Source organism: Streptomyces caelestis (genome assembly GCF_001279005.1).
Lineage (GTDB): Bacteria > Actinomycetota > Actinomycetes > Streptomycetales > Streptomycetaceae > Streptomyces > Streptomyces heliomycini.
Genome location: NZ_LGCN01000120.1, coordinates 1 through 20,355, shown reverse-complemented (window position 1 = coordinate 20,355; position 20,355 = coordinate 1). Strand labels below are relative to the sequence as shown.

Genomic DNA, 20,355 nt, shown 5'->3' with positions numbered 1-20,355 from the left:
CGCGTATGGGTCCTGACGTTGAGGAAGCCGCCACCGTGCATCTGCCACGTCCCGCCCGCCGTTCCGTCCTGCTCCTGACCGGGGCGCTGCTGCTCACCGCGTGCGGTTCCGGTTCCGGCTCGTCCGACGGGCCGGCCACCCGCGGGGCGCGGGCCGTCGCGTTCGACAACTGCGGGCGGAGGGTGACGGTCGGGGCCCCGCCGAAGCGGGCCGTGTCCCTGAACCAGGGCACCACCGAGATCATGCTCTCCCTCGGCCTGGCCGACCGCATGGCGGGAACCGCCACCTGGACCGACCCGGTCCTGAAAGGGCTGGAGAAGGCCGACGCGAAGGTGCCCCGGCTCGCCGACGACCAGCCGTCGTTCGAAAGCGTCCTGGCCGCCGAACCGGACTTCGTCGCCGCCTCCTTCGCCTCCACCCTGAGCGCGGGCGGGGTGGCGCCCCGCGAGAAGTTCGAGGAGCTCGGGGTGCCGACGTACCTGTCGCCCGCCGACTGCGAGGGCAAGGACAACAGCGGCGACGGCGACGGCTCACGGACGAGGCCACTGGCCATGGACACCGTCTACCGCGAAGTGGAGGAACTGGCAAGGGTCTTCGGGGTGGAGGACCGCGGCGAGGAACTGGTCGCCCGGCTGAAGAGCCGGGTGGCGAAGGCCGCTTCCGGAGTGCGCGCCGAGGACACCACCGTCCTGTACTGGTTCGCGAACCAGGAGTCCCCCTACATGGCGGGCTGTTGCGGCGCCCCCGGCGTCATCACGAACGCGCTCGGGGCGAAGAACGTCCTCGACGACAGCAGGCAGGAATGGCCCCAGGTCAGCTGGGAGACCGTCGCCGACCGCGACCCCGACGTGCTCGTCGTCGGCGACCTCACCCGCAGGTCGCAGACGGCCGAGTCCGCCGCGAAGAAGATCGCCTTCCTGGAGTCCCACCCGGCGACGAGGAACATGAGGGCGGTGAAGGGGAAGAGCTACGTGCTGCTCAGCGGGCAGGCCATGAACCCGACGATCCGTACCGTCGAGGGCGTGGAGAAGGTGGCCGCGGCGCTGCGCGCGCACGGGCTCGCCGGATGACCGCCGTCCCGCGGTCTCCCCGGTCCCGCCCCCGGCGGGCCGCCGCCGGCGCACTGCGCGACGTGGCCGGCCTGGGCGCCGGTCTGGCGGTGCTCGCCGCGTCCGTCGCCGTGGCCATCACCATCGGCCCGGCGGACATCGGGGTGGGCGACGCCTGGTCCGTGGTCGCCTCCCGCCTGGGCTGGGGCACGACGGAGCTGACTCCGATCCGGGAGGGCATCGTCTGGGAGCTGCGGCTGCCGCGCACCCTGCTCGCCGCGGTGTGCGGCGCCGGACTCGCCGTGTGCGGCGCGGTGATGCAGTCGCTGCTGCGCAACCCGCTCGCCGACCCCTTCGTCCTGGGCGTCTCCTCCGGGGCGTCGACCGGCGCCGTCGCCGTGGTCGTCCTCGGCGCCGGCGGCGGTGTCCTGTCCGTCTCCGGAGGCGCGTTCGTGGGCGCGGTCGGCTCGTTCGCGCTGGTGCTGCTGCTCAGTCACACGCTCGGCGGGACGACGGACCGCGTGGTGCTGTCCGGGGTGGCCGCGATGCAGCTGTTCTCCGCCCTGACCTCTTTCGTGGTGACGACGGCGGCCGACGCGGAGACCACCCGGGGCGTGCTGTTCTGGCTGCTCGGGTCGCTCGGCGGGGCCGGCTGGACCGAGGTGGGGCTGTGCCTGGCCATCCTGGCGCTCGCGCTGCTGGTGTGTCTGGGACACGCGCGCACCCTGGACGCCTTCGCCTTCGGCCGGGACGCCGCGGCGGCCCTCGGGGTCGCGGTCGCCCGGACCCGGCGGGTGCTGCTGTGCGTGACCGCGCTGCTGACCGCCGCGCTGGTCGCTTCGGCGGGCGCGATCGGCTTCGTCGGCCTGGTCCTGCCGCACGCCGCCCGCGCCCTCGTCGGTCCGGGGCACGCCCGGCTGCTGCCGGTCACCGCGCTCGCCGGGGCGGTGTTCCTGGTCTGGGCCGACACCCTGGCCCGTACCGTCCTCGACCCCCAGGAGGTACCGGTGGGCGTGGTGACCTCGCTGGTCGGCGTCCCGGCGTTCGTCCTGGTCCTGTACCGCACGAGGAGGACGCGATGACGGCCGGCGCCGGGCGGCGGGACGACGGCGCCCGGCCGCCCGCAGGGCCGCCCACCCTCGCCGCCGACCGCGTGAGCCGCGGCGCCGACGGGCGGCTGATCCTCGACGGCGTGAGCCTCAGCCCCCGCCCCGGCTCCGTGACCGGGCTGCTCGGCCCCAACGGCTCGGGGAAGTCGACGCTGCTGCGGCTGCTGGCCGGCGTCCTCGCCCCCGCCGCCGGCGTCGTCACCCTCGACGGGCGCCCCCTCGGCGACTGGGGCCGCCGGGCCGTGGCCCGGCGCGTGGCCGTCGTCGAGCAGCACGCCGACACCCTCGTCGAGCTGACCGTCCTCGACGTCGTACGCCTCGGCCGCATCCCGCACCGCCGCGCCTGGACCCCCGCGACCGCGGCGGACGAGGAGGCCGTGCGCACCGCCCTGGAGCGCACCGGCCTCACCGACCGCGCGGACCAGCCCTGGCACACGCTCTCCGGCGGCGAGCGGCAGCGCGTGCAGATCGCCCGCGCCCTGGCCCAGGAGCCGCGCGAGCTGCTGCTGGACGAACCGACCAACCACCTCGACATCCAGCACCAGCTCGGCCTGCTGAACCTGGTCGCCGAGCTGCCCGTCACCAGCGTCGTCGCCCTGCACGACCTGAACCTGGCGGCCATGTACTGCGACCAGGTCGTCGTGCTCCGGCAGGGCCGGGCGGTCGCCGCCGGCGCCCCGGGCGGCACGCTGACCGAGTCCCTGATCGCCGACGTCTACGGCGTGCGCGCCGCGGTCACCCGCCCCGGCCCCGGCGACCGGCCGCACATCCGCTTCCTGGGCACGGTGGCCGGGGACTGACGACGTCCGGCGTCCGGACGCCGGAGCGCGCGTGGAGCGCGTGGTCCGCCTGTGGGCCACGCGCTCCACGGTCACCGTGGACCGGGAAGGTCAGCGCCGCAGGGTGAGGACGCCCGGCCGCCACGGCAGCCGGTTGTAGTCGCCGCCCGCGTTGGGGTCCTTGCCCTGGTAGAGGAGCTGGAGGTTGCAGGGGTCGATGGTCATGGTCTGGTCGGGGCCGGTGCGGATCAGGTCACCGTGGCTGATGTCGTTGGTCCAGGTGGCGCCGCTGTTGGCCTTGCCCGCGAAGGGGTTGCTCTCGGTGGCGGCCTGCGGGGTCCACGAACCGTTCAGGCTGGAGGCCGTGAACGAGCGGAAGTAGCGCTGCTCGCTCGCGCCCCGGGCCTCGACGATCATGAGGTACTGGTTCTTGCCCTGGACCTTGTAGACCTGAGGCCCTTCGAACAGGTTCTTCACCGTGTCGCTCATGACCGTCGTGTACGAGGAGCCGAAGTTGCCCGGGAAGTTCCCGATCGGCATGCTCGCGCGGTAGATCTTGCCGTTGTCACCGGCGAAGAACAGGTACATGTTCTGGCCGTCGGCGATCAGGGTCTGGTCGATCGGGCCGGTGCCGGAGTCGGGGATGCTCCCGGTGAACAGCGGCTGCGGGGCGGACCAGCCGTTGGGGTTGGTGGGGTCGCTCGACGTGCGGTAGATGAAGGGCCACGCACCCCACTGGTACGCCAGGACCCAGATGTTCTTGGGCGCGAAGTAGAACAGCGTGGGCGCCACCGCGGCCTGGTTCATCCCGGTCTGACGGGCCGACGCCATGTCCGACCAGTTCGTGAAGGGGCTGAACATCATGGAGCCGTACGACGACCCCGACACGTTCGACGCGTAGACCAGGTGCTTGCCGTTGTACTTCGCGGTGGTGAAGTCCTTCACCGCGGCCCACCCGTTGGCAGGCTGCGCCAGCACACCCGTCGACGTCCAGCGGTACGTCGACGGAAGGGAGCACGTGCCGTCCGTGGGGGGCGTCCCGGTCAGGCCGGTCCACTTCTGGTTGCTGCCGCCGTTGCACGTCCACAGCTGCACCGCCGTGCCGTTGGCCGTGCCGGCGCTTGCGGCCTCCAGGCACAGCCCGGACTGCACGCCGACGACCGTGCCGTCGGAGTTCACCCGCCACTGCTGGTTCGCGCCGCCGGAACAGGACCAGATCTGCACCCGGGTGCCGGCCGTGGTGGCCTGCCCCGGAACGTCCAGGCACTTGTTGCCGTACACGGTCAGCTGGTTGGCGTCCGTCAACGTCCACTGCTGGTTGGTCCCGTCCCAGCAGTCGTAGATCTGCAGGTACGTGCCGTCGGTCTGGACGGCGCCCGGTACGTCGAGGCACCGGTTCGAACCGACACCGCGCAAGGCGCCGCTGGTGGCCGCCTGGGCCGGGGTGGTGGCGACGAGCATCGCCGCCAGCGCGGCCAGGGCCGCGACCACGGCGGCGAGCACCGCGGACGGACGCCTGCGGGTGGAACTTCCTCTGCGCATGGGGACTTCCTCAACCTCGGGTGAGCGGCTCCGGACGACCTGGTCGAAGGCCGTCCGGACTGTCGGTTCGTGGTTTCCCGGCCCTTCGCGGCCCTCCGGAGGACCGGTGGCGGCCGTCGGAGCGCGACGAGGGGGAAAATTTGTTGCGGTCATGACATATGCAGGTGCGGCGCCGTCCTTTGCGTCGTGACGTTTCGACGGGTGCGACCCGGAGGCGCCCCTATGGTGCGAGTGGAGCGGATGGAGCGGCTCAAGCGCGTTCGTGATATCGAACAAGGGCCGAAGTGTCGAGCAACCTGAATGATAGGGACCCGGCGAACGGCGTCAATACCTCTCGCATGAATCGAGGGAGAGTTCGAAATGTTCGCCGAACCTCCGGGCGAATCCGCGCAGTTCACGCGTCGAACGGCGAAGACGGATGACCGTGCGGCGCCGGGGCCGGGACGCGTCCGCGGACGGCGGTGACATGGCCGGACGCGTCCGCGGCATCCCGTGACACCCCGCTTTCCGAACGACGCCCGAACGTTCGAACCTTCTTCGGGTGATCCCGGAAAGGAGCCCCAGGCCGCCCGGACGATCAGCCGGACGGCCCGGCGCTCACCCCGCCGCCGGGGTGGAGCAGCTGGAACGGCTTCGGGTGCGGGATCGCCGGGGCCCAGGTGCGCCGGGCCGCCGGGCCGCCGCCGCGGTGGTGTCCTCGGGCATGCGGGACACCACCGGGTTCCTGCCGGGTCCGAACGGTCGGCTCCGGGGTTCGGTCCGGGTCCGCTCCGCGTCCGCGGGCGGCCGGCCTCGTCACGACGGCGATCTCCGGTTCGGCCCCGCCGCCGGACAGGACCGCACGTCCGGCCTCGGGGGGAAGTCCGCCGCGTCCGCGCGTCCGGGGCGGGCTTCGCGGGGCGACGTTTCCCGCATTCCCGCACGGTTACCCATGGAGTGTCGTGCCCCACGCGTCCCGACGCCGGGGACAGCCGTTCACCAGCGGGATCGGAAAGGGAGCTTGCATGGCCAGCACGAAGGTGTCCGACTACGTTCTCCAGCGGCTGCGCGAGTGGGACGTCGACCACGTCTTCGCCTACGCGGGTGACGGCATCAACGGGCTGCTGGCCGCCTGGGGACGGGCGGACAACAAGCCGAAGTTCGTCCAGGCCCGGCACGAGGAGATGGCCGCCTTCCAGGCCGTCGGCTACGCCAAGTTCTCCGGCAAGGTGGGCGTGTGCGCGGCCACCTCCGGACCGGGCGCGATCCACCTGCTGAACGGGCTCTACGACGCCAAGCTCGACCACGTTCCGGTCGTGGCGCTGGTCGGCCAGACCAACCGCAGCGCCATGGGCGGCTCCTACCAGCAGGAAGTGGACCTGGCGAGTCTGTACAAGGACGTCGCCTCGGACTTCTGCGAGACGGCCATGGTGCCCGAGCAGCTGCCGAACCTGATCGACCGGGCCTTCCGCACCGCGTACGCCAAACGGACCGTCACCGCGATCATCCTCCCCGCCGACGTGCAGGAGCTGGACTACAGCCCGCCCACCCACGCCTTCAAGATGGTGCCCTCCAGCCTCGGACTGGGACGGTACGCGCCGGTCCCGGCCGACGAGGACCTCCAGCGGGCCGCGGACGTGCTGAACGCCGGCGAGAAGGTCGCCGTGCTGATCGGGCAGGGGGCCCGCGGGGCCCGCGAGGAGGTCGAACGGCTGGCGGACGTGCTCGGCGCGGGCGTGGCCAAGGCCCTGCTCGGCAAGGACGCCCTGCCCGACGACCTGCCCTACGTCACCGGCTCCATCGGACTGCTGGGCACCCGCCCCTCCTACGAGCTGATGCAGGAGTGCGACACCCTGCTGATGATCGGCTCCAGCTTCCCCTACACGCAGTTCATGCCGGAGCTGGACCAGGCGCGGGCCGTGCAGATCGACATCGACCCGCACATGATCGGCCTGCGCTACCCCAACGAGGTCAACCTCGTCGGCGACGCCCGCGAGACGCTGCGGCGGCTGCTGCCGCGCCTGCACCGCAAGACGGACCGGACCTGGCGGGAGAAGGTCGAGAAGAACGTCGCCCGCTGGTGGGAGGTCATGCAGCGGCGGGCCGCCGTCAGCGCCGACCCGGTCAACCCCGAGTACGTCGTGCACGCCCTGGACGGCAAGCTGCCCGACGACGCGATCCTCGCCGCCGACTCCGGCTCGGCCGCCAACTGGTACGCCCGCCATCTGCGGCTGCGCGGCCGGATGCGCGGCTCCCTGTCCGGCACCCTGGCGACGATGGGCCCCGGCGTGCCGTACGCCATCGGGGCGAAGTTCGCCCACCCCGACCGGCCCGCCATCGCCCTGGTCGGCGACGGCGCCATGCAGATGAACGGCTTGATGGAGCTGGTCACCGCCGCGAAGTACTACCGCGAGTGGTCCGACCCGCGCCTGATCGTGGCCGTGCTGAACAACGGCGACCTCAACCAGGTCACCTGGGAGATGCGGGCCATGTCCGGCGCCCCGCAGTTCGAGGAGTCGCAAGCCATCCCCGACCTGCCGTACGCGGACATCGCGCAGCGCATCGGCCTGGACGGCGTCCGGGTGGAGAAGCCCAAGCACGTCGAGTCCGCCTGGGACCGGGCCCTCGCCGCCGACCGGCCCTTCGTCATCGACTTCCGCACCGACCCGGCCGTCCCGCCCGTCCCGCCGCACGCCTCGCTGGACCAGATCGAGGCCGCGGCCACCGCGATCCTCAAGGGCGACAGCGACCGCGGCTCCGTGGTGAAGCAGGGACTCAAGGCCAAGGTCCAGGAGATGCTGCCGGGCAGCCGGCACCGCGACGACCGCCCCGGCGCCGGAGCGCACGACAGCACCGAAGAGAACAAGTGACCCGGGCGGCACCACACGGCCGGACCCCGAACCGGGCGGCCGCCGACCGCCCCCGCATCGCATGACCCGGCCCGGCACGGCCGACGACGCGGCCGCCACCCCGGCGGACGGCCCGTGGACACTGCGCGACTACGCCCTGATCGCCGACGGGGAGCGCGGGGCGCTCATCGATCCGCGCGGCGGGATCGCCTGGCTGTGCGCGCCCGCCTGGCACCACGGCGCCGTCTTCAGCGGCCTCCTCGGCGGGCCCGGCCACTACCGCGTCCGCCCCGCGGACCGGTGGAACGTGTGGGGCGGCTACTACGAGGACGGCACGCTGATCCGGGTCGGCCGGTGGGTCACCGCCGACGGGATCGTCTCCTGCCGGCAGGCCCTGGCGGTCCCGGCCGACGCCGGGCGCGTGGTGCTGCTCCGGCAGGTCCGCGCCGTACGCGGCACCGCCCTCGTCGACGTCGACCTCGACGTGCGCGCCGACTACGGGCGGCGCCCCATGACGGAGGTGCGGCACGGCGACGGCGCCTGGCGGGCCCGTACCGGCCCCCTGCACGTGCGGTTCACGGGGGCCGAGGACGCCCGCCCCGGCGCGGACGGCGGGTTGCGCACCCGGCTGCGCCTGCCGGAGGGCGGCGCCCACGACCTGGTGCTGGAGATGGCCACGGAGCCGCAGGGCGCCCCCCTCGACCCGCGGGCCCTGTGGGACGCCACCGAGCGGTGGTGGAAGCAGGCCGTGCCCGACTGCTCCGACACCGCCGCCCCCCGCGACACCCGCATGGCGTACGCGGTCCTGAACGGGCTGACCAGTGCCGACGGGGGCATGGTCGCCGCGGCCACCACCTCGCTGCCCGAACGCGCCGACACCGGCCGCGACTACGACTACCGGTACGCCTGGGTCCGCGACCAGTGCTACGCCGGCATCGCGGTCGCCACGCACGGACCGCACCCGTTGCTGGACCGCGCGGTGCGCTTCGTCGCCGACCGCGTCCTGGAGGACGGCGCCGCGCTGCGTCCCGCCTACACGGTCGACGGGTCGCCGCTGCCTCCCGAACGCGACCTGCCGTTCGTCGGCTATCCCGGCGGCGGCGACCGGACCGGCAACCGCGCGGGCCGGCAGTTCCAGCTCGACGTCTTCGGGGAGGCGCTCCAGCTGTTCGCCGCCGCCGCCCGCCACGGCGTGCTGGACGGCCGGGCGGCCGAGGCCGCCGCCCTGGCCGCCGAGGCCGTCGCGGACCGCTGGACGCGGCCGGACGCCGGACTGTGGGAGCTGGAGGACCGCTGGTGGACGCACTCCCGGCTCTGCTGTGTCGTCGGCCTGCGCGACCTGTCCCGGCAGCTGCGCACTCCCGCGTCGGCGGACTGGTCACGCCTGGCCGATCGCATCCTGGACGCCACCCGGGCGCGCTGTGTCCATCCCGACGGCCACTGGCAGCGCGCCGACGACGACCCGGGGCCGGAGGCGGCCCTCCTGCTGCCGTTGGCCCGCGGGGCGGTGCCGCGCACCGATCCCGCGCTCGCCCTCACGCGCTCGCAGGTCGCGCGCCGCCTGGCGCGGGACGGCTACGTCTACCGCTTCGAGCACGGGGACGAGCCGCTGGGCGACGCGGAGGGGGCCTTCCTGCTGTGCGGCTTCACGATGGCGCTGGCCGCCCACGCGCAGGGCCTGCACACGGAGGCGGCGCGGTGGTTCGAGCGGACGCGCTCGGCGTGCGGGCCCACGGGACTGTTCGCCGAGGAGTACGACGTGGCGCAGCGCCAGCTGCGGGGCAACCTGCCGCAGGCCTTCGTCCACGCCCTGCTGCTGGAGTGCTCGGCACGGTTCGGGCGTGGCCCGGACGCGATCCCGTCCGTCGGCTGGTGAACGTCCCGGCGCGCCGGGAGGGGGGCGTGCTCACCGTGGAGGACGGCCCGGGCGGCGCGTACGGCGAAGGCGCCGCACGACGGCCGACACCGCCAGTGCGCCCGCGGCCGTGCCGGCGACGCCCCACGGCAGCAGGGCCCGGGGCCCGGGGGCCTCGGGACGCTCCGGGGCGGCTTCCCGGCCGGTCAGCCCGGCCGCCAGCACTTCCGCCAGGTGCAGCGGGGTGCGTCCGGTGCCGGCCTGGTCGACCTGGGTGCGGCAGCTGAAGCCGTCCGCGAGCACCAGCGTCGCGTCGTCCGCGTCCCGCACGGCGGGCAGCAGTCCCGCCTCGGCGCAGGCCATGGACACCTCGTAGTGCCCCTTCTCGAAGCCGAAGTTGCCGGCCAGTCCGCAGCAGCCGGCGTCCAGGACGTCGGCGTCGACCCCGGCGCGCCGCAGGATCTCGCGGTCGGCGTCGAAGCCCATGACGGCGTACTGATGGCAGTGGCGCTGGACCACCGCGCGCGCGTCGACGCGGGGCGGCGGCCAGTCCCCGGCGCGTTCGAGGAGGAGTTCGGCCAGCGTGCGGGTCTGCTCGCGCAGCCGGCCCACGTCGGGGTCCTTCGGCAGGAGCTCGGCCGCGTCCGCGCGGAAGACGGCCGTGCAGCTGGGTTCCAGGCCGATCACGGGGGTGCCGCGACGGAGGTCCTCACGCAGCACGTCGATCGTGTGCCCGAGCACCCGCCGGGCCACGTTCAGCTGCCCGGTGGAGATCCAGGTCAGGCCGCAGCACACCGCCGCCCGGGGCACCTTGACCCGGAAGCCGGCCGCTTCCAGCACCTCCACGGCGGCCCTGCCGATCGCCGGATGGAAGTGGTCGGTGAAGGTGTCGGGCCACACCACGACCTCACCCCGGTGTCCCTCACCGCGCGGCCCTCCCCGCTCGCGCCACCAGTCCGTGAAGCGCTGTTCCGCGAAGACGGGCACGTCGCGCTCGGGGGCGACGCCCCCGAGCGCCTTGGCCGCGCGGGCCACCCACGGCACCGACGCCCACGCGTTGACGGTGCGCGGCGCGAGGGCGACCACCCGGGCGAGCGCCGGCAGCCAGCCCATGGAGTAGTGCGCGAGGGGCCGCGGTCGTCCCTTGTAGTGGTGGTGCAGGAACTCCGCCTTGTAGGTGGCCATGTCGACGTTGACCGGGCAGTCCGTCTTGCAGCCCTTGCAGGCCAGGCAGAGGTCGAGGGCGTCGTGGACCTCGTCGGACCGCCAGCCGTCCGTGATCGGCGAGTCGCCGTCGTTGTCGACCATCTCGAACAACAGCCGGGCGCGGCCCCGGGTGGAGTGTTCCTCCTCCCGGGTGGCCCGGTAGCTGGGGCACATCACGCCGCCCTCCAGGGAGCGGCACTTGCCGACGCCGACGCAGCGGGTGGCGGCCCGGCTGAACCTGCCCTCGTCGTGCGGGAAGGAGAAGACGGTCTCCGGCTCCCACGGCAGGTGGTCCGCGCCCAGGCGCAGGTTCTCGTCGAGGCGGTACGGAAGGACGATCTTCCCGGGGTTCATGCGGTTGTCCGGATCGAACAGCCCCTTCAGCCGCTCGAACCCCTCGATCAGCTCCGGCCCGAACATCCTCTCCAGCAGCTCGCCCCGGGACTGGCCGTCGCCGTGCTCGCCGGACAGCGATCCGCCGTAGGACACGACCAGATCGGCGGCCCTCTCCACGAAGGCGCGCATCCGGGCGACGCCCTCCTCGGACTCCAGGTCGAAGGGGGTGCGGGTGTGGACGCAGCCGTGACCGAAGTGCCCGTACACGGACGGGTGTCCGTAGTCGAACTCCTCGTACAGCCGCTTGAGGTCGCGCAGGTAGTCGCCGAGGCGGTCGACCGGGACCGCGGAGTCCTCCCAGCCCTCCCAGGTGTCCGGCTCGCCGGGCACGTGCGCGGTGGCCCCCAGACCGGACTCGCGGACCAGCCACAGCTCGTGCACGTGCCGCTCGTCGTCGTACCAGGTGTGGTCGACGTCGTCCGGCTTGGCGTCGATCAGCGCCCGGGCCCTGGCGTCGGCCTCTTCCCGCGTGTCGCCGGCGAGCTGCACCATCAGGTACGCCCGGCCGCGGGGCAGCTCCCCCAGGGCTTCCGGGTTGAGGTGCTTGATCCGCTGGAAGTGGATCAGCTGGTGGTCCACGCCCTCCAGGGCCACCGGCTCGTGCTCCAGGACGGCCGGCACGTGGTCGGCCGCCCGGCAGATGTCCTCGTAGCCGAGCACGACCAGGGCGGTGTGCTTCGGCACGGGCACGAGTTCCAGTTCCGCGCGCAGGACGGTCACCAGCGTGGACTCGGAGCCGGTCAGGAGTCCGGCGACGTCGAACCCGTGCTCGGGCAGCAGCGAGTCCAGGTTGTAGCCGGAGACCCGGCGCGGGATGTCGGGATACCGCTCGCGGACGAGCCCGGCGTACCGGTCCCGCAGCGCCACCAGACCCCGGTACAGCTCCCCCGTACGCCCGTCGGACGCCGTGAGCCGTTCCAGTTCGCCCTCGTCCGTCCGCCCCACCCACATCCGCACGCCGTCGTGGGTGAGGACCTCCAGGCGGTGCAGGTTGTCGACGACCTTGCCGTACGCCTGGGCGGTCGACCCGCACGAGTTGTTGCCGATCATCCCGCCGATGGTGCAGTTGGGGTGGGTGGCCGGCCGGGGCCCGTACTGCAGGCCGTACCCGGCCAGCCGCCGGTTCAGGTCGTCCAGGACGATGCCCGGCTCGACCACGCAGCGCCGGCCGTCCGGGTCCACCGACAGCAGACGGTTGCCGTACTTGCTCCAGTCCAGCACCACCGCGGTGTTGCAGCACTGGCCGGCCAGGCTCGTGCCGCCGCCGCGGGACAGCAGCGGTGCCCCGTGTCCCCGGCAGACCGCCACCGCCTCGACGGCCGCCTCCACCGTCCGTGGGACGACCACCCCGATCGGCACCTGCCGGTAGTTGGAGCCGTCCGTCGAGTACGCCGCACGCGTGCCCGCGTCGAAGCGGACCTCGCCGTCGACCCGCGCGCGCAGGTCCCGTTCCAGAGCCCTCGCGTCGATGGACGCCCGCGGGCGCCTGACGACGGGAAGGGGCAGATCGACCGGTTCCATGGACGACACTCCCCTGGGTGACGGATGGTCCGTCGACGGACGCGGCGCCGGGGGACGCCGCGCTCCGTCAGTCCTTGCCGCGTCCCGTCAGGGCGTCCCTGATCCGGTCCACCATGCCGGCGCCGGGAGCCAGCAGCTTGTTGGCCGACGGCGTGTCCGGGGCCGACGGGTGCGGCCGGGTGGGAGCGGTCTTCTTGGCCTGGCGGACCTTGTCGCCCAGCTTCATCAGCTCGTCCTCGGAGGCCGCCGACCGCAGCCGGGGGAAGAGGTTGTCCTCCTCGTCCCGGACGTGCGAGCGGATCTCGGTCATCAGCTCGCCGATGAGCCGGTCGAACTCCGCGTCGCCGGCGTCGACGCCTTCGAGCGCCTTCATCGTCCGCTCGGCCCCGGCGTGGTCCTCGATCTCCCTGTCGGCGATCGTGTCACCGTCCGGCAGGAACGTGCGCACGGCCGGGTAGAGGTACGCCTCTTCGGCCACCGAGTGCCGCACCAGCTCGATCACGGCCTGGTCGGCGTACTTCTTGCGCTGCTCGTCCCCCGGCGACAGGGCCTCGATCTTCCCGAACAGTTCTTCGACCTCGCGGTGATCGGTGGTCAGTTCCGCGATGACGTCCCCGCCGTGTCCCATGGCTGCTCCCTCTGCTGTGTGCTGATCGCCGTGCGCTGATCCCTGTGCGTCGACCGGAACGCCTCGACCGTGTATCCCCGGCCCCGCACCCGCAAACCGGGGCGGCGTTCGGCGCATCGGAGCCACCGCGCGGGGCCGCGCGGGCGGCCGGAGCGCGTGACGGGCCGGACGGTCACCGCCCGCCGCGACGGCGCAGCAGCGCGTATCCCGCGCCGGCGAGTCCCGCGACGGCCACCGCCTTGCCCACGTGATGGCGGCTCGCCCACACCTGCGGGTCGGCGTCGTGCGCCCGGTCGTCGAACACGCCGTGGGCGCCGTAGTCCTCCCTCTCGTCCGCCGGCGCGAAGAGGTTGCCGTCCCCCTCCGGCTGCCGGTGGGCGTCGGTCTGCTGGGAGTCGAACCCGGTGCGCGCCAGATAGCGGTCGAGCAGCCCCGGTACGACGGCGTTGGCCAGCAGCGTCAGCGCCGTGGACGTCCCCACCCAGTACTCGCGCCGTCGGGGGTGGTCCGCGGCGCGCAGCACGGCGCGGGCGGCCATCTCGGGCTGGTAGATCGGCGGCACGGGCTGGGCGTGGCGCGGCAGGTGGGTGCGCAGCCAGGTGAACTGCGGGGTGTTGACGGCCGGCATCTGGACCATGGTGACGTGCACCCGGGACCTGTCGTGCAGCAACTCGCAGCGCAGGGACTCGTTGAAGCCCTGGATGGCGTGCTTGGCTCCGCAGTACGCGCTCTGCAGCGGAATGCCGCGGTAGGCGAGCGCGGAGCCCACCTGCACGACCGTGCCGTGATCCTGCGGGACCATGCGCTCCAGCGCCGCCCGGGTGCCGTGCACATAGCCGAGGTACGTCGACCTCGTCGCCTGCAGGAACTCCTCCGGGGAGATGTCGGTGAACTTGCCGAAGGCCGCCGTGAAGGCGTTGTTCACCCAGACGTCGGGCGGCCCGAACTCCTCCTCGACGCGGCGGGCGGCGTTCTCCACCTGGTCCCATTCCGCCATGTCGGTGACGAGGGGCAGCGCCTGCGCGCCGGCCGCCCGTACGTCGGCCGCGACCGCGTCGAGGCCCGCCCGTCCCCGCGCCAGCAGCGCGACCCGCGCTCCGCGGGCGGCGAACATCCTGGCGGTCGCCCGCCCGATCCCGGCGCTCGCCCCGGTCACCACCACCGTCTGCCGTGCCGTCCCGCTCATCGATCCTCCACACCGGTCGTGCGTACGCTTCGGGTCCCGCGTGCGCCGCACGGGAAAGCGAGACCCGGGACGCCGGGGACGAGTACCCCGGCGCCGGTCGGAGACCACCACAGTCCGTGCACCGCGCCCTGGCCCGGCATCGCCGTACCCGCCGCCGTCGGCACCGGGAGGGCGCTGTGCGGCGGAAAGGCGGTCCCGCCGGTCCGACGCGGCCGCGGGAACACCGGGTCGGACCGGCGACGTTCACGGCCGGGTCCTGACGGGTCGGCGACCGGTACGCGGATCTCGGCCGGGTCTTCGCCGAGGAGGGCTTCTCCGCACCGACCACGCCGAGCACCTCGCCCCACCTGGTCCGGACGGGGCCACGGGGCTCACGAGCTCGCGAGGCCGGTCCCCGCCCGGCGGCTTGCCCCGCTCACCACGACAGCCCGGCACCGCCCGAGCCCTCGGCCCGTCACGAACCCGTCGAGGACGACCGGCCTTCGTCGAGGGCCGGTCGGACCTGGCCACACGTGGCCGACCGGGTCCACAGTGGGAGGAGCGGAACGGTCGGCCCCACCGGGTCGGGCGGAGGGTGTGATGAACGGTTCCCTCATGATCGGGCACGTCGCCGGTGTGCCGTTGCGGCTGCACTGGAGCGCGCCGCTGCTGGTTCTCGTACTGAGCATCGGACTGGGCGGCAGCGTCCTGCCGGCCTGGGCCCCGGGCCACTCCGCGTCCGCCTACCGGCTCTGGGCGATCGCGGGGGCGCTGCTGCTGACGGCGAGCCTGATCGCTCACGAGGGCGGTCACGCCCTCGTCGCGCGACGATCGAGGATCGCGGTGAAGGACGTGACCGTCTTCGCCCTCGGGGGCGTGACCCGGATGGCATCCCCCACCACCGCGAGAAGCCAGGGCCTGGTGGCGGCCGCGGGCCCGGCGATCAGCCTGGTGCTCGGCGGTCTGTGCCTGGGCGGCTCGTTCCTGGCCCGTGACGTCCTGCACTGGCCGCTGCCGGGTGGGGTCCTGGCCTGGGGCGGGTGGACGAACATCGTGCTCGCGGCGTTCAATCTGCTGCCGGCAGCGCCGCTGGACGGTGGCCGAGTCCTCCAGGCGTTGATCTGGCGCGTGCGGGGCGATCGCGAGCGGGCGGCACGGGCGTCCGGCCGCTGCGGACAGGTCGCGGGAACGGTCATGGCGGCAGGCGGCTTGTTCCGGTTCCTTCACGGAACCGGGGCGGGTCTGTGGCTGGGACTGATCGGACTGTTCGTGATGGCGGTCGCTTCCGCGGAGATCCGCCGCGCCCAGTTGCTCGAATCTCTGCGCGGGCTGCGGGTGGCCGAGGCCATGCGGCCCGTGATCACGGGGCAGGAGTGGCAGAGCGTCGACCGCTTCCTGGCCGAGACCGCACGGCACGCCGGCGACCAGCCGGTGATCCCCGTCACCGATCTCGACGGCCGTCCCACCGGCTACGTCACGGTGCCCGTACTACGCGCCGTCCCCGACGCGCGCAGGCCGGCCACCCGTGTCCGGGATGTCGCCGTGCCGCTGGAGCGGTGTGTGCTGGCCCGTCCGGACGAGATGCTGACCGATCTCCTGGAGCGCGCCGCCATGTCTCGCGCGGGACCCGTCCTGGTCGTGGATCATCATCACGTCGTCGGCGTGGTCACCGGCGCGGACCTCGCCGGTGCCGGCGGCCGTCACTCGGACCCACGGGGCCGGCCCCCACCGGACGCACGGGCGGGGCACGGCCGCTGACCGGCGTGACGGAGCCGGGCGCGGAAGGGCCGTTCGCCGGCGCGGAGCTTCAGGGGGTGTTCCGGCATCGTGGTTGATCGCGGGGAGGGACGCCGGCTCGTCGGTGACGGCTCGCCGGGCCGGGCCGCCGGCTCGCACCGCTGGCCGCGTCACGTCTGGTGGTTCCTCTCCGGGGCGGTGCTGGTCGCCCTGGCCGTCACGGCGGTGGCGCGCAGGAGTGAGGTCGCCGACGCCGTACGGCTGCTCGCCGACGTCCGTCCCCTGGTACTGGCCGCGAGTGCCGTGTGCGAGGCGGCGTCGCTCCTGTGCTTCGCCGGGGTGTGGCGGTGGCTCCTGAACGCCGGCGGCGCCGATTGGCCCCTGCGCCGTGCGGCAGCGGTGACCCTGGGCGCGAACGCGGTCGCCGGATCCCTGCCCGGCGGGGCGCTCCTGGCCACTGCCTGGGCCTACCGGCAGTTGCGCCGCCGTGCGATCGGGCCCGAGCTCGCGGCGGCGGTCCTGGCCGTCGCCGGCGCCCTGTCCGCCCTGGGCCTCGGCGCCCTCATGACGGTGGCGCTCATCGCCTCGGGGCCGTCCGCCCGGACCGTGGGAGTCTGGACGATGTCGGTCGCGCTGGCCGCCCTGACGGTGGCGGGCGCCGGTGCCGCCCTGGTCCAGCGGTCGAAGACCGTACGACGGCGTCTGCACAGGCTCTGGGCCAGGGCGTCGAAGCACTCCACCTGGGCGCGCGACCTCGGCGCCGCCGCGGGCAGGGTCGCCGAGCAGGCGTGGCACCTCAAGCCGGGACTGCGCCCCTGGCTGTCACCTGCCGCCCAGGCCCTCCTCAACTGGGTCCTCGATGTGGCGTGTCTGGCCCTGTGCATGCGAGCTCTGCACATCGACGTCCCCTGGCCCGGGGTACTCGGCGCCTACGTGCTCACCCAGATTCCGGCGAGCCTGCGACTGACGCCCGGCAACATCGGTGTGGTCGAGGCTGGCCTGGCCGCGCTGCTGTCCGCGTACGGCGTGCCGCCGGGCCAGGCGCTCGCCGCCGCGCTGCTGTACCGCACCGTCAGTTACTGGGCCGTCCTGCCGATCGGCTGGTGCTGCTGCGCCGTCGTGTCCCTCCACGGCAGGCGGCGGTGGCGCGGCAGGGCGCGCCTGCGGTCCGGGGCCACCCGTGGACCACGGTGAGCGCAGGCCCTCGGCCCGCGGACGGGGCGGTCGCCCGCCGGGGGGAGGACGACGGTTACAGCGGCCTCTCCGCTTCACCCACCACGAACCGCCGCTCTCGGCCGGCCCCCAGGACACCACCGGCCACGCACCCCGGCGTTCCGTCGCCCTGCGGCAGCGACGGTGCGAGGCCAGAATGGAGGGACCACAACGAGACCCGGCCGAAGCGAACGGCCACCTCGAGTGAGAGGCAGCCCATGGAGCGAGCCGCCATCGACGTCGACGGCCTCAGCAAGCGCTTCGGATCACTCGTGGCCCTCGACCGGCTGACCTTCGAGGTCCGGCCCGGGGAGGTCTTCGGGCTGCTGGGCCCGAACGGCGCGGGCAAGACCACCGTCATCCGGATCCTGACGACGATCCTGCACCCCAGCGCCGGGCGCGCCGAGGTACTCGGGCACGACGTGGTGCGGGAGGCCGCCGTGGTCCGGCGGCTGATCGGGCTGGCCGGTCAGTACGCGGCCGTGGACCCCAACCTGACCGGGCGGGAGAACCTGCGGCTGATCGGCCGGCTGACCCGGCTGGCCCGCTCCCGGATCCGTCCCCGGGCGAGCGCCCTGCTGCACCGTTTCGACCTCGCGGCGGCCGCCGACCGCCCGGTGCGGACCTACTCGGGCGGGATGCGGCGCCGTCTCGATGTCGCCGCCGCCCTGGTCGCCGAACCGCCCCTCCTCTTCCTGGACGAGCCGACCACCGGCCTGGACCCGCAGAGCCGCAACGCCTTGTGGGAGCTGATCCGCGAGCTGGTGAGCGACGGAACCACAGTCCTCCTGACCACCCAGCACCTGGAGGAGGCGGACCAACTGGCGGAGAGGATCGTCGTCGTGGACGAGGGGCGCCTGATCGCCGACGACACGCCCGCCGCCCTCAAGGCCCACCTGGGCAACACCGTGATCGAACTGGACATGGGCGACCGGCGCCACGCGGTGACCGCAGCCGCCACCATCGAAGGACGCCTCGGAGAGACAGCGGAGATCGAGGGCTCGCGGCTCAGACTGCCCTGCCGGAGCGCCTTCGGACTGCTGCGCGGCATCCTCAACCTGCTGGAAGCCGACGGGCTCGCCCCGCGGAACGTCACGGTGCGCGAATCCAGTCTCGACGACGTCTTCCTCGCGCTGACCGGCCACCGCACACGGACCGGCCCGGCCACCGCAGGGGGGCGGGAATGACCACGACCACCACCGGGCAGTCCTTGTCGGCAGGGCGGCAGGGCAGCCGGATCGCCGCCACGGTCCAAGACGGTCTGGCGGTTGCCTGGCGGAACCTCATAGCACTGCGCAGGGTGCCGAGGCTGCTGGTGTTCTCCACCATCCAGCCGCTCGTCTTCGTGCTGATGTTCCGCTACGTCTTCGGCGGTGTCGTCGGCCCGTCACTGCCGCCCGGCGTCTCCTACGTCGACTTCCTGATTCCCGGGATCTTTGTGCAGACCGCCGTCTTCGGATCGATGAACACGGCGATCGGGCTGGCCACCGACATGCAGACCGGCCTGATGGAGCGCTTCCGCTCGCTGCCGATGGCCCGCTCGGCCGTGCTGGTCGGCCGGACCACCGCCGACCTGGCACGCAACGTCTTCGTGGTGGCGCTGATGACCGCCGTCGGCTTCGCCCTCGGCTTCCGGATCCACGCCGGCGTCCCGGCGTTCCTGGGCGGTGTGCTGCTGGTCCTGGCGTTCGGCTTCGCGATGTCGTGGGTCTTCGCGGTGGTCGGCATGGCGGTCGGCGACCCGGAGACCGCGCAGGCCGCCGCCTTCCCGGTGCTCGCACCGCTGGTCTTCGCTTCCTCGGCGTTCGTCCCCGTGGACACCATGCCCGGCTGGCTGCAGGCGTTCGCGAACCACCAACCGGTCTCGCAGACCGCCGAAGCCGTGCGGACCCTGGTACTGGGAGGGCCGGCGACCACCGACGTGTGGCAGGCGCTCGTCTGGGACGCCGGGATCGTGGCGATCTTCGCGCCGCTGGGCGTGTGGTTCTACCGCAGGGCCGTCTAGAGGCCGTTCGGCCGGGACGGCGTCGTCACCCCGGCCGGACGGCGCGGCGTGACACCACCAGGACGGCCGGCACGTACCGCGGATCCTCACTCCACGCAGGTGGTCACCGCCCGGGCCGGATGCGGGCCAACTCGCCGACGGCTCCGCGGAACCACGCTCCTCCGCGTCCGGGTTCTCGTCGCCCACGCACACCTGCCCGACGCCATGAGGCTGCGCTAGCCTGTGGCTGCCGGCTTTTGCCTGCTGACTCTTCGTCACCACGGGGGCGTGCGTGTCTCACTATTCGAGGTCCGCGAGGACAGGAACAGTCGGAGAATTCGGCTTGGCCGCCGGGCCGCGTATGCCTGGGGCCAGTCGACGGATCATGGCCTGGCTGATCGATTTCGTCCTCGTGGTCGCGGTGGCCGTGCTTCTGGGCTCCTTCACCTTCCATCGCATCAGCGCGCTGCTGACCGACACCACCGAGCTGGTCGGCAGCAGTGCCTGGGAGGTTCTCACCTCGGGCGGTCACCCTCTCGACGCCACCGAGCAGGTGTGGGACCACATCTGGGGCTCCGCCGTGAGCGCCGTCCAGCAGGCTTTCGTCGCGTTGGCACTCATCACCTTCGCCTACCATTTCACGGCGCTCGTGCTGACCAGCCGCACGGTGGGCAAGCTGTTGCTCGGCCTGCGCGTCTCCCCCACCGAGCCGGGTGTCCTCGGGCCTCGCCGGGCCGCGATCCGAGCCGGTGTCACCACGCTCGCCGACGTCGGCTGCTTCGCGCTGGCCTGCTGCGTGCTGATCAGCGGCTCGGTCGCGCTGTCGGTGTTGTGCTGGATGGTCGCGGTGACCGTCTTCTGGGCCAACGGCGTCCCCGCCCTCCGGGGCCGCAGGCTCTCCCTCGCCGACCGCCTGGCCGGTACCACCGTCGGCAACATCACGCTGCCCCAGCCCGATTGGGGCGCCGCGCGGCAGGGTGTCTCCCAGACGATGGACCTGGGGCTCACCAGGGCCCGTGAGGGCCGGGCAGCCTGGAAGAACACGGTCCGGAACGCCCCGGACAGCGGGCAGAGGACCGCCGGGTACGAGACCGTGCGGCGAGTTGTCGACTCCGAACCAAGCCGCGCCGCGGCGAGCAAGGGCCGGGCTGCGTTCGACCGTGCCAAGGCCGCCGCCACCCGCAAGCACCGCGAAGACACGCCCCCGATCCCGCCTCAGCCCCCGCGTCCCCCCGTTCCGTCTTACCCCCCGCGTCCCCCGGAGGCACCTCGTCCGCCGCTCCACCGGAGGGACTGAAGTTTTCCCGGCGTGAGGGCCGTCAGGCAGTGCCACACCGCTGACCG

At 73.3% G+C, this 20,355-nt stretch carries 14 protein-coding genes; 10 read left to right on the top strand and 4 right to left on the bottom strand.

The features are described 5' to 3' along the window. Positions 1-5: 5 nt before the first annotated feature. The 3 genes from ADK41_RS11995 to ADK41_RS11985 are packed head-to-tail and all read left to right on the top strand — an operon-like array spanning position 6 to position 2,958. The gene (locus ADK41_RS11995; protein ID WP_051843101.1) at positions 6-1,070 is read left to right on the top strand and encodes an ABC transporter substrate-binding protein; all 1,065 of its coding nucleotides are present in this window, start codon (positions 6-8) and stop codon (positions 1,068-1,070) included. Beyond that, complete coding sequence (locus ADK41_RS11990; protein WP_030824118.1) at positions 1,067-2,131, top strand: FecCD family ABC transporter permease; 1,065 nt, start codon at positions 1,067-1,069, stop codon at positions 2,129-2,131. The genes ADK41_RS11995 and ADK41_RS11990 overlap by 4 nt, the downstream gene beginning before the upstream one ends. Then, complete coding sequence (locus ADK41_RS11985) at positions 2,128-2,958, top strand: ABC transporter ATP-binding protein (RefSeq protein WP_051843100.1); 831 nt, start codon at positions 2,128-2,130, stop codon at positions 2,956-2,958. Before ADK41_RS11990 ends, ADK41_RS11985 begins: the two co-directional genes overlap by 4 nt. Positions 2,959-3,048: 90 nt before the next feature. On the opposite strand, the gene ADK41_RS11980 is transcribed toward ADK41_RS11985, so the two are convergent. Then, positions 3,049-4,479: a non-reducing end alpha-L-arabinofuranosidase family hydrolase gene (locus ADK41_RS11980; RefSeq protein ID WP_030824112.1), complete on the bottom strand. Its 1,431-nt coding sequence runs from the start codon at positions 4,477-4,479 to the stop codon at positions 3,049-3,051. 1,004 nt (positions 4,480-5,483) lie between these two features. Here ADK41_RS11980 and ADK41_RS11975 point away from each other — a divergent pair. Together ADK41_RS11975 and ADK41_RS11970 are read left to right on the top strand one after the other, a co-directional pair. Continuing rightward, a complete protein-coding gene (locus ADK41_RS11975) occupies positions 5,484-7,328 on the top strand; it encodes a thiamine pyrophosphate-requiring protein (protein ID WP_030824110.1) in 1,845 nt (614 codons plus the stop codon). 61 nt (positions 7,329-7,389) lie between these two features. Next, positions 7,390-9,183 carry a glycoside hydrolase family 15 protein gene (locus ADK41_RS11970; RefSeq protein WP_030824107.1) on the top strand — a complete coding sequence of 598 codons (1,794 nt, stop codon included), beginning with the start codon at positions 7,390-7,392 and terminating at the stop codon, positions 9,181-9,183. 30 nt (positions 9,184-9,213) lie between these two features. Here ADK41_RS11970 and ADK41_RS11965 read toward each other — a convergent pair whose 3' ends face one another. The 3 genes from ADK41_RS11965 to ADK41_RS11955 form a co-directional block, all read right to left on the bottom strand. Beyond that, positions 9,214-12,285 (bottom strand): FAD-binding and (Fe-S)-binding domain-containing protein, encoded by a 3,072-nt coding sequence (locus tag ADK41_RS11965; protein WP_030824104.1) that lies wholly within the window; start codon positions 12,283-12,285, stop codon positions 9,214-9,216. A gap of 67 nt (positions 12,286-12,352) precedes the next feature. Continuing rightward, on the bottom strand, positions 12,353-12,913 hold the full coding sequence (locus ADK41_RS11960) for a hemerythrin domain-containing protein (protein WP_030824101.1): 561 nt from the start codon (positions 12,911-12,913) through the stop codon (positions 12,353-12,355). 172 nt (positions 12,914-13,085) lie between these two features. Next, positions 13,086-14,099: an SDR family oxidoreductase gene (locus ADK41_RS11955; RefSeq protein ID WP_030824098.1), complete on the bottom strand. Its 1,014-nt coding sequence runs from the start codon at positions 14,097-14,099 to the stop codon at positions 13,086-13,088. Between the two features lie 579 nt (positions 14,100-14,678). On the opposite strand from ADK41_RS11955, the gene ADK41_RS11950 reads away from it, so the two are divergent. The 5 genes from ADK41_RS11950 (at position 14,679) to ADK41_RS41640 (ending at position 20,308) form a co-directional block, all read left to right on the top strand. Then, on the top strand, positions 14,679-15,836 hold the full coding sequence (locus ADK41_RS11950) for a site-2 protease family protein (protein WP_063756504.1): 1,158 nt from the start codon (positions 14,679-14,681) through the stop codon (positions 15,834-15,836). Positions 15,837-15,905: 69 nt separating this feature from the next. Next, positions 15,906-17,009, top strand: a complete 1,104-nt coding sequence (locus tag ADK41_RS11945; protein WP_106979427.1) for a lysylphosphatidylglycerol synthase transmembrane domain-containing protein — start codon at positions 15,906-15,908, stop codon at positions 17,007-17,009. A gap of 236 nt (positions 17,010-17,245) precedes the next feature. Further along, complete coding sequence (locus tag ADK41_RS11935) at positions 17,246-18,214, top strand: daunorubicin resistance protein DrrA family ABC transporter ATP-binding protein (protein ID WP_030824086.1); 969 nt, start codon at positions 17,246-17,248, stop codon at positions 18,212-18,214. Continuing rightward, entirely contained in the window at positions 18,211-19,032 is an 822-nt protein-coding gene (locus tag ADK41_RS11930; RefSeq protein ID WP_030824082.1) for an ABC transporter permease, read from the top strand. Before ADK41_RS11935 ends, ADK41_RS11930 begins: the two co-directional genes overlap by 4 nt. Positions 19,033-19,372: 340 nt before the next feature. Beyond that, the gene (locus tag ADK41_RS41640; RefSeq protein WP_078661896.1) at positions 19,373-20,308 is read left to right on the top strand and encodes an RDD family protein; all 936 of its coding nucleotides are present in this window, start codon (positions 19,373-19,375) and stop codon (positions 20,306-20,308) included. Positions 20,309-20,355: the final 47 nt, after the last annotated feature.

Excerpts from the sequence above, each read along its gene's own strand:
- ADK41_RS11985 (WP_051843100.1), top strand. The coding sequence starts at position 2,128 with ATGACGGCCGGCGCCGGGCGGCGGGACGACGGCGCCCGGCCGCCCGCA.
- ADK41_RS11930 (WP_030824082.1), top strand. The coding sequence starts at position 18,211 with ATGACCACGACCACCACCGGGCAGTCCTTGTCGGCAGGGCGGCAGGGC.
- ADK41_RS11980 (WP_030824112.1), bottom strand. The coding sequence starts at position 4,479 with ATGCGCAGAGGAAGTTCCACCCGCAGGCGTCCGTCCGCGGTGCTCGCC.
- ADK41_RS11970 (WP_030824107.1), top strand. The coding sequence starts at position 7,390 with ATGACCCGGCCCGGCACGGCCGACGACGCGGCCGCCACCCCGGCGGAC.
- ADK41_RS11950 (WP_063756504.1), top strand. The coding sequence starts at position 14,679 with ATGAACGGTTCCCTCATGATCGGGCACGTCGCCGGTGTGCCGTTGCGG.
- ADK41_RS11995 (WP_051843101.1), top strand. The coding sequence starts at position 6 with ATGGGTCCTGACGTTGAGGAAGCCGCCACCGTGCATCTGCCACGTCCC.
- ADK41_RS11965 (WP_030824104.1), bottom strand. The coding sequence starts at position 12,285 with ATGGAACCGGTCGATCTGCCCCTTCCCGTCGTCAGGCGCCCGCGGGCG.
- ADK41_RS11935 (WP_030824086.1), top strand. The coding sequence starts at position 17,246 with ATGGAGCGAGCCGCCATCGACGTCGACGGCCTCAGCAAGCGCTTCGGA.
- ADK41_RS11975 (WP_030824110.1), top strand. The coding sequence starts at position 5,484 with ATGGCCAGCACGAAGGTGTCCGACTACGTTCTCCAGCGGCTGCGCGAG.
- ADK41_RS41640 (WP_078661896.1), top strand. The coding sequence starts at position 19,373 with ATGCCTGGGGCCAGTCGACGGATCATGGCCTGGCTGATCGATTTCGTC.
- ADK41_RS11990 (WP_030824118.1), top strand. The coding sequence starts at position 1,067 with ATGACCGCCGTCCCGCGGTCTCCCCGGTCCCGCCCCCGGCGGGCCGCC.
- ADK41_RS11960 (WP_030824101.1), bottom strand. The coding sequence starts at position 12,913 with ATGGGACACGGCGGGGACGTCATCGCGGAACTGACCACCGATCACCGC.
- ADK41_RS11955 (WP_030824098.1), bottom strand. The coding sequence starts at position 14,099 with ATGAGCGGGACGGCACGGCAGACGGTGGTGGTGACCGGGGCGAGCGCC.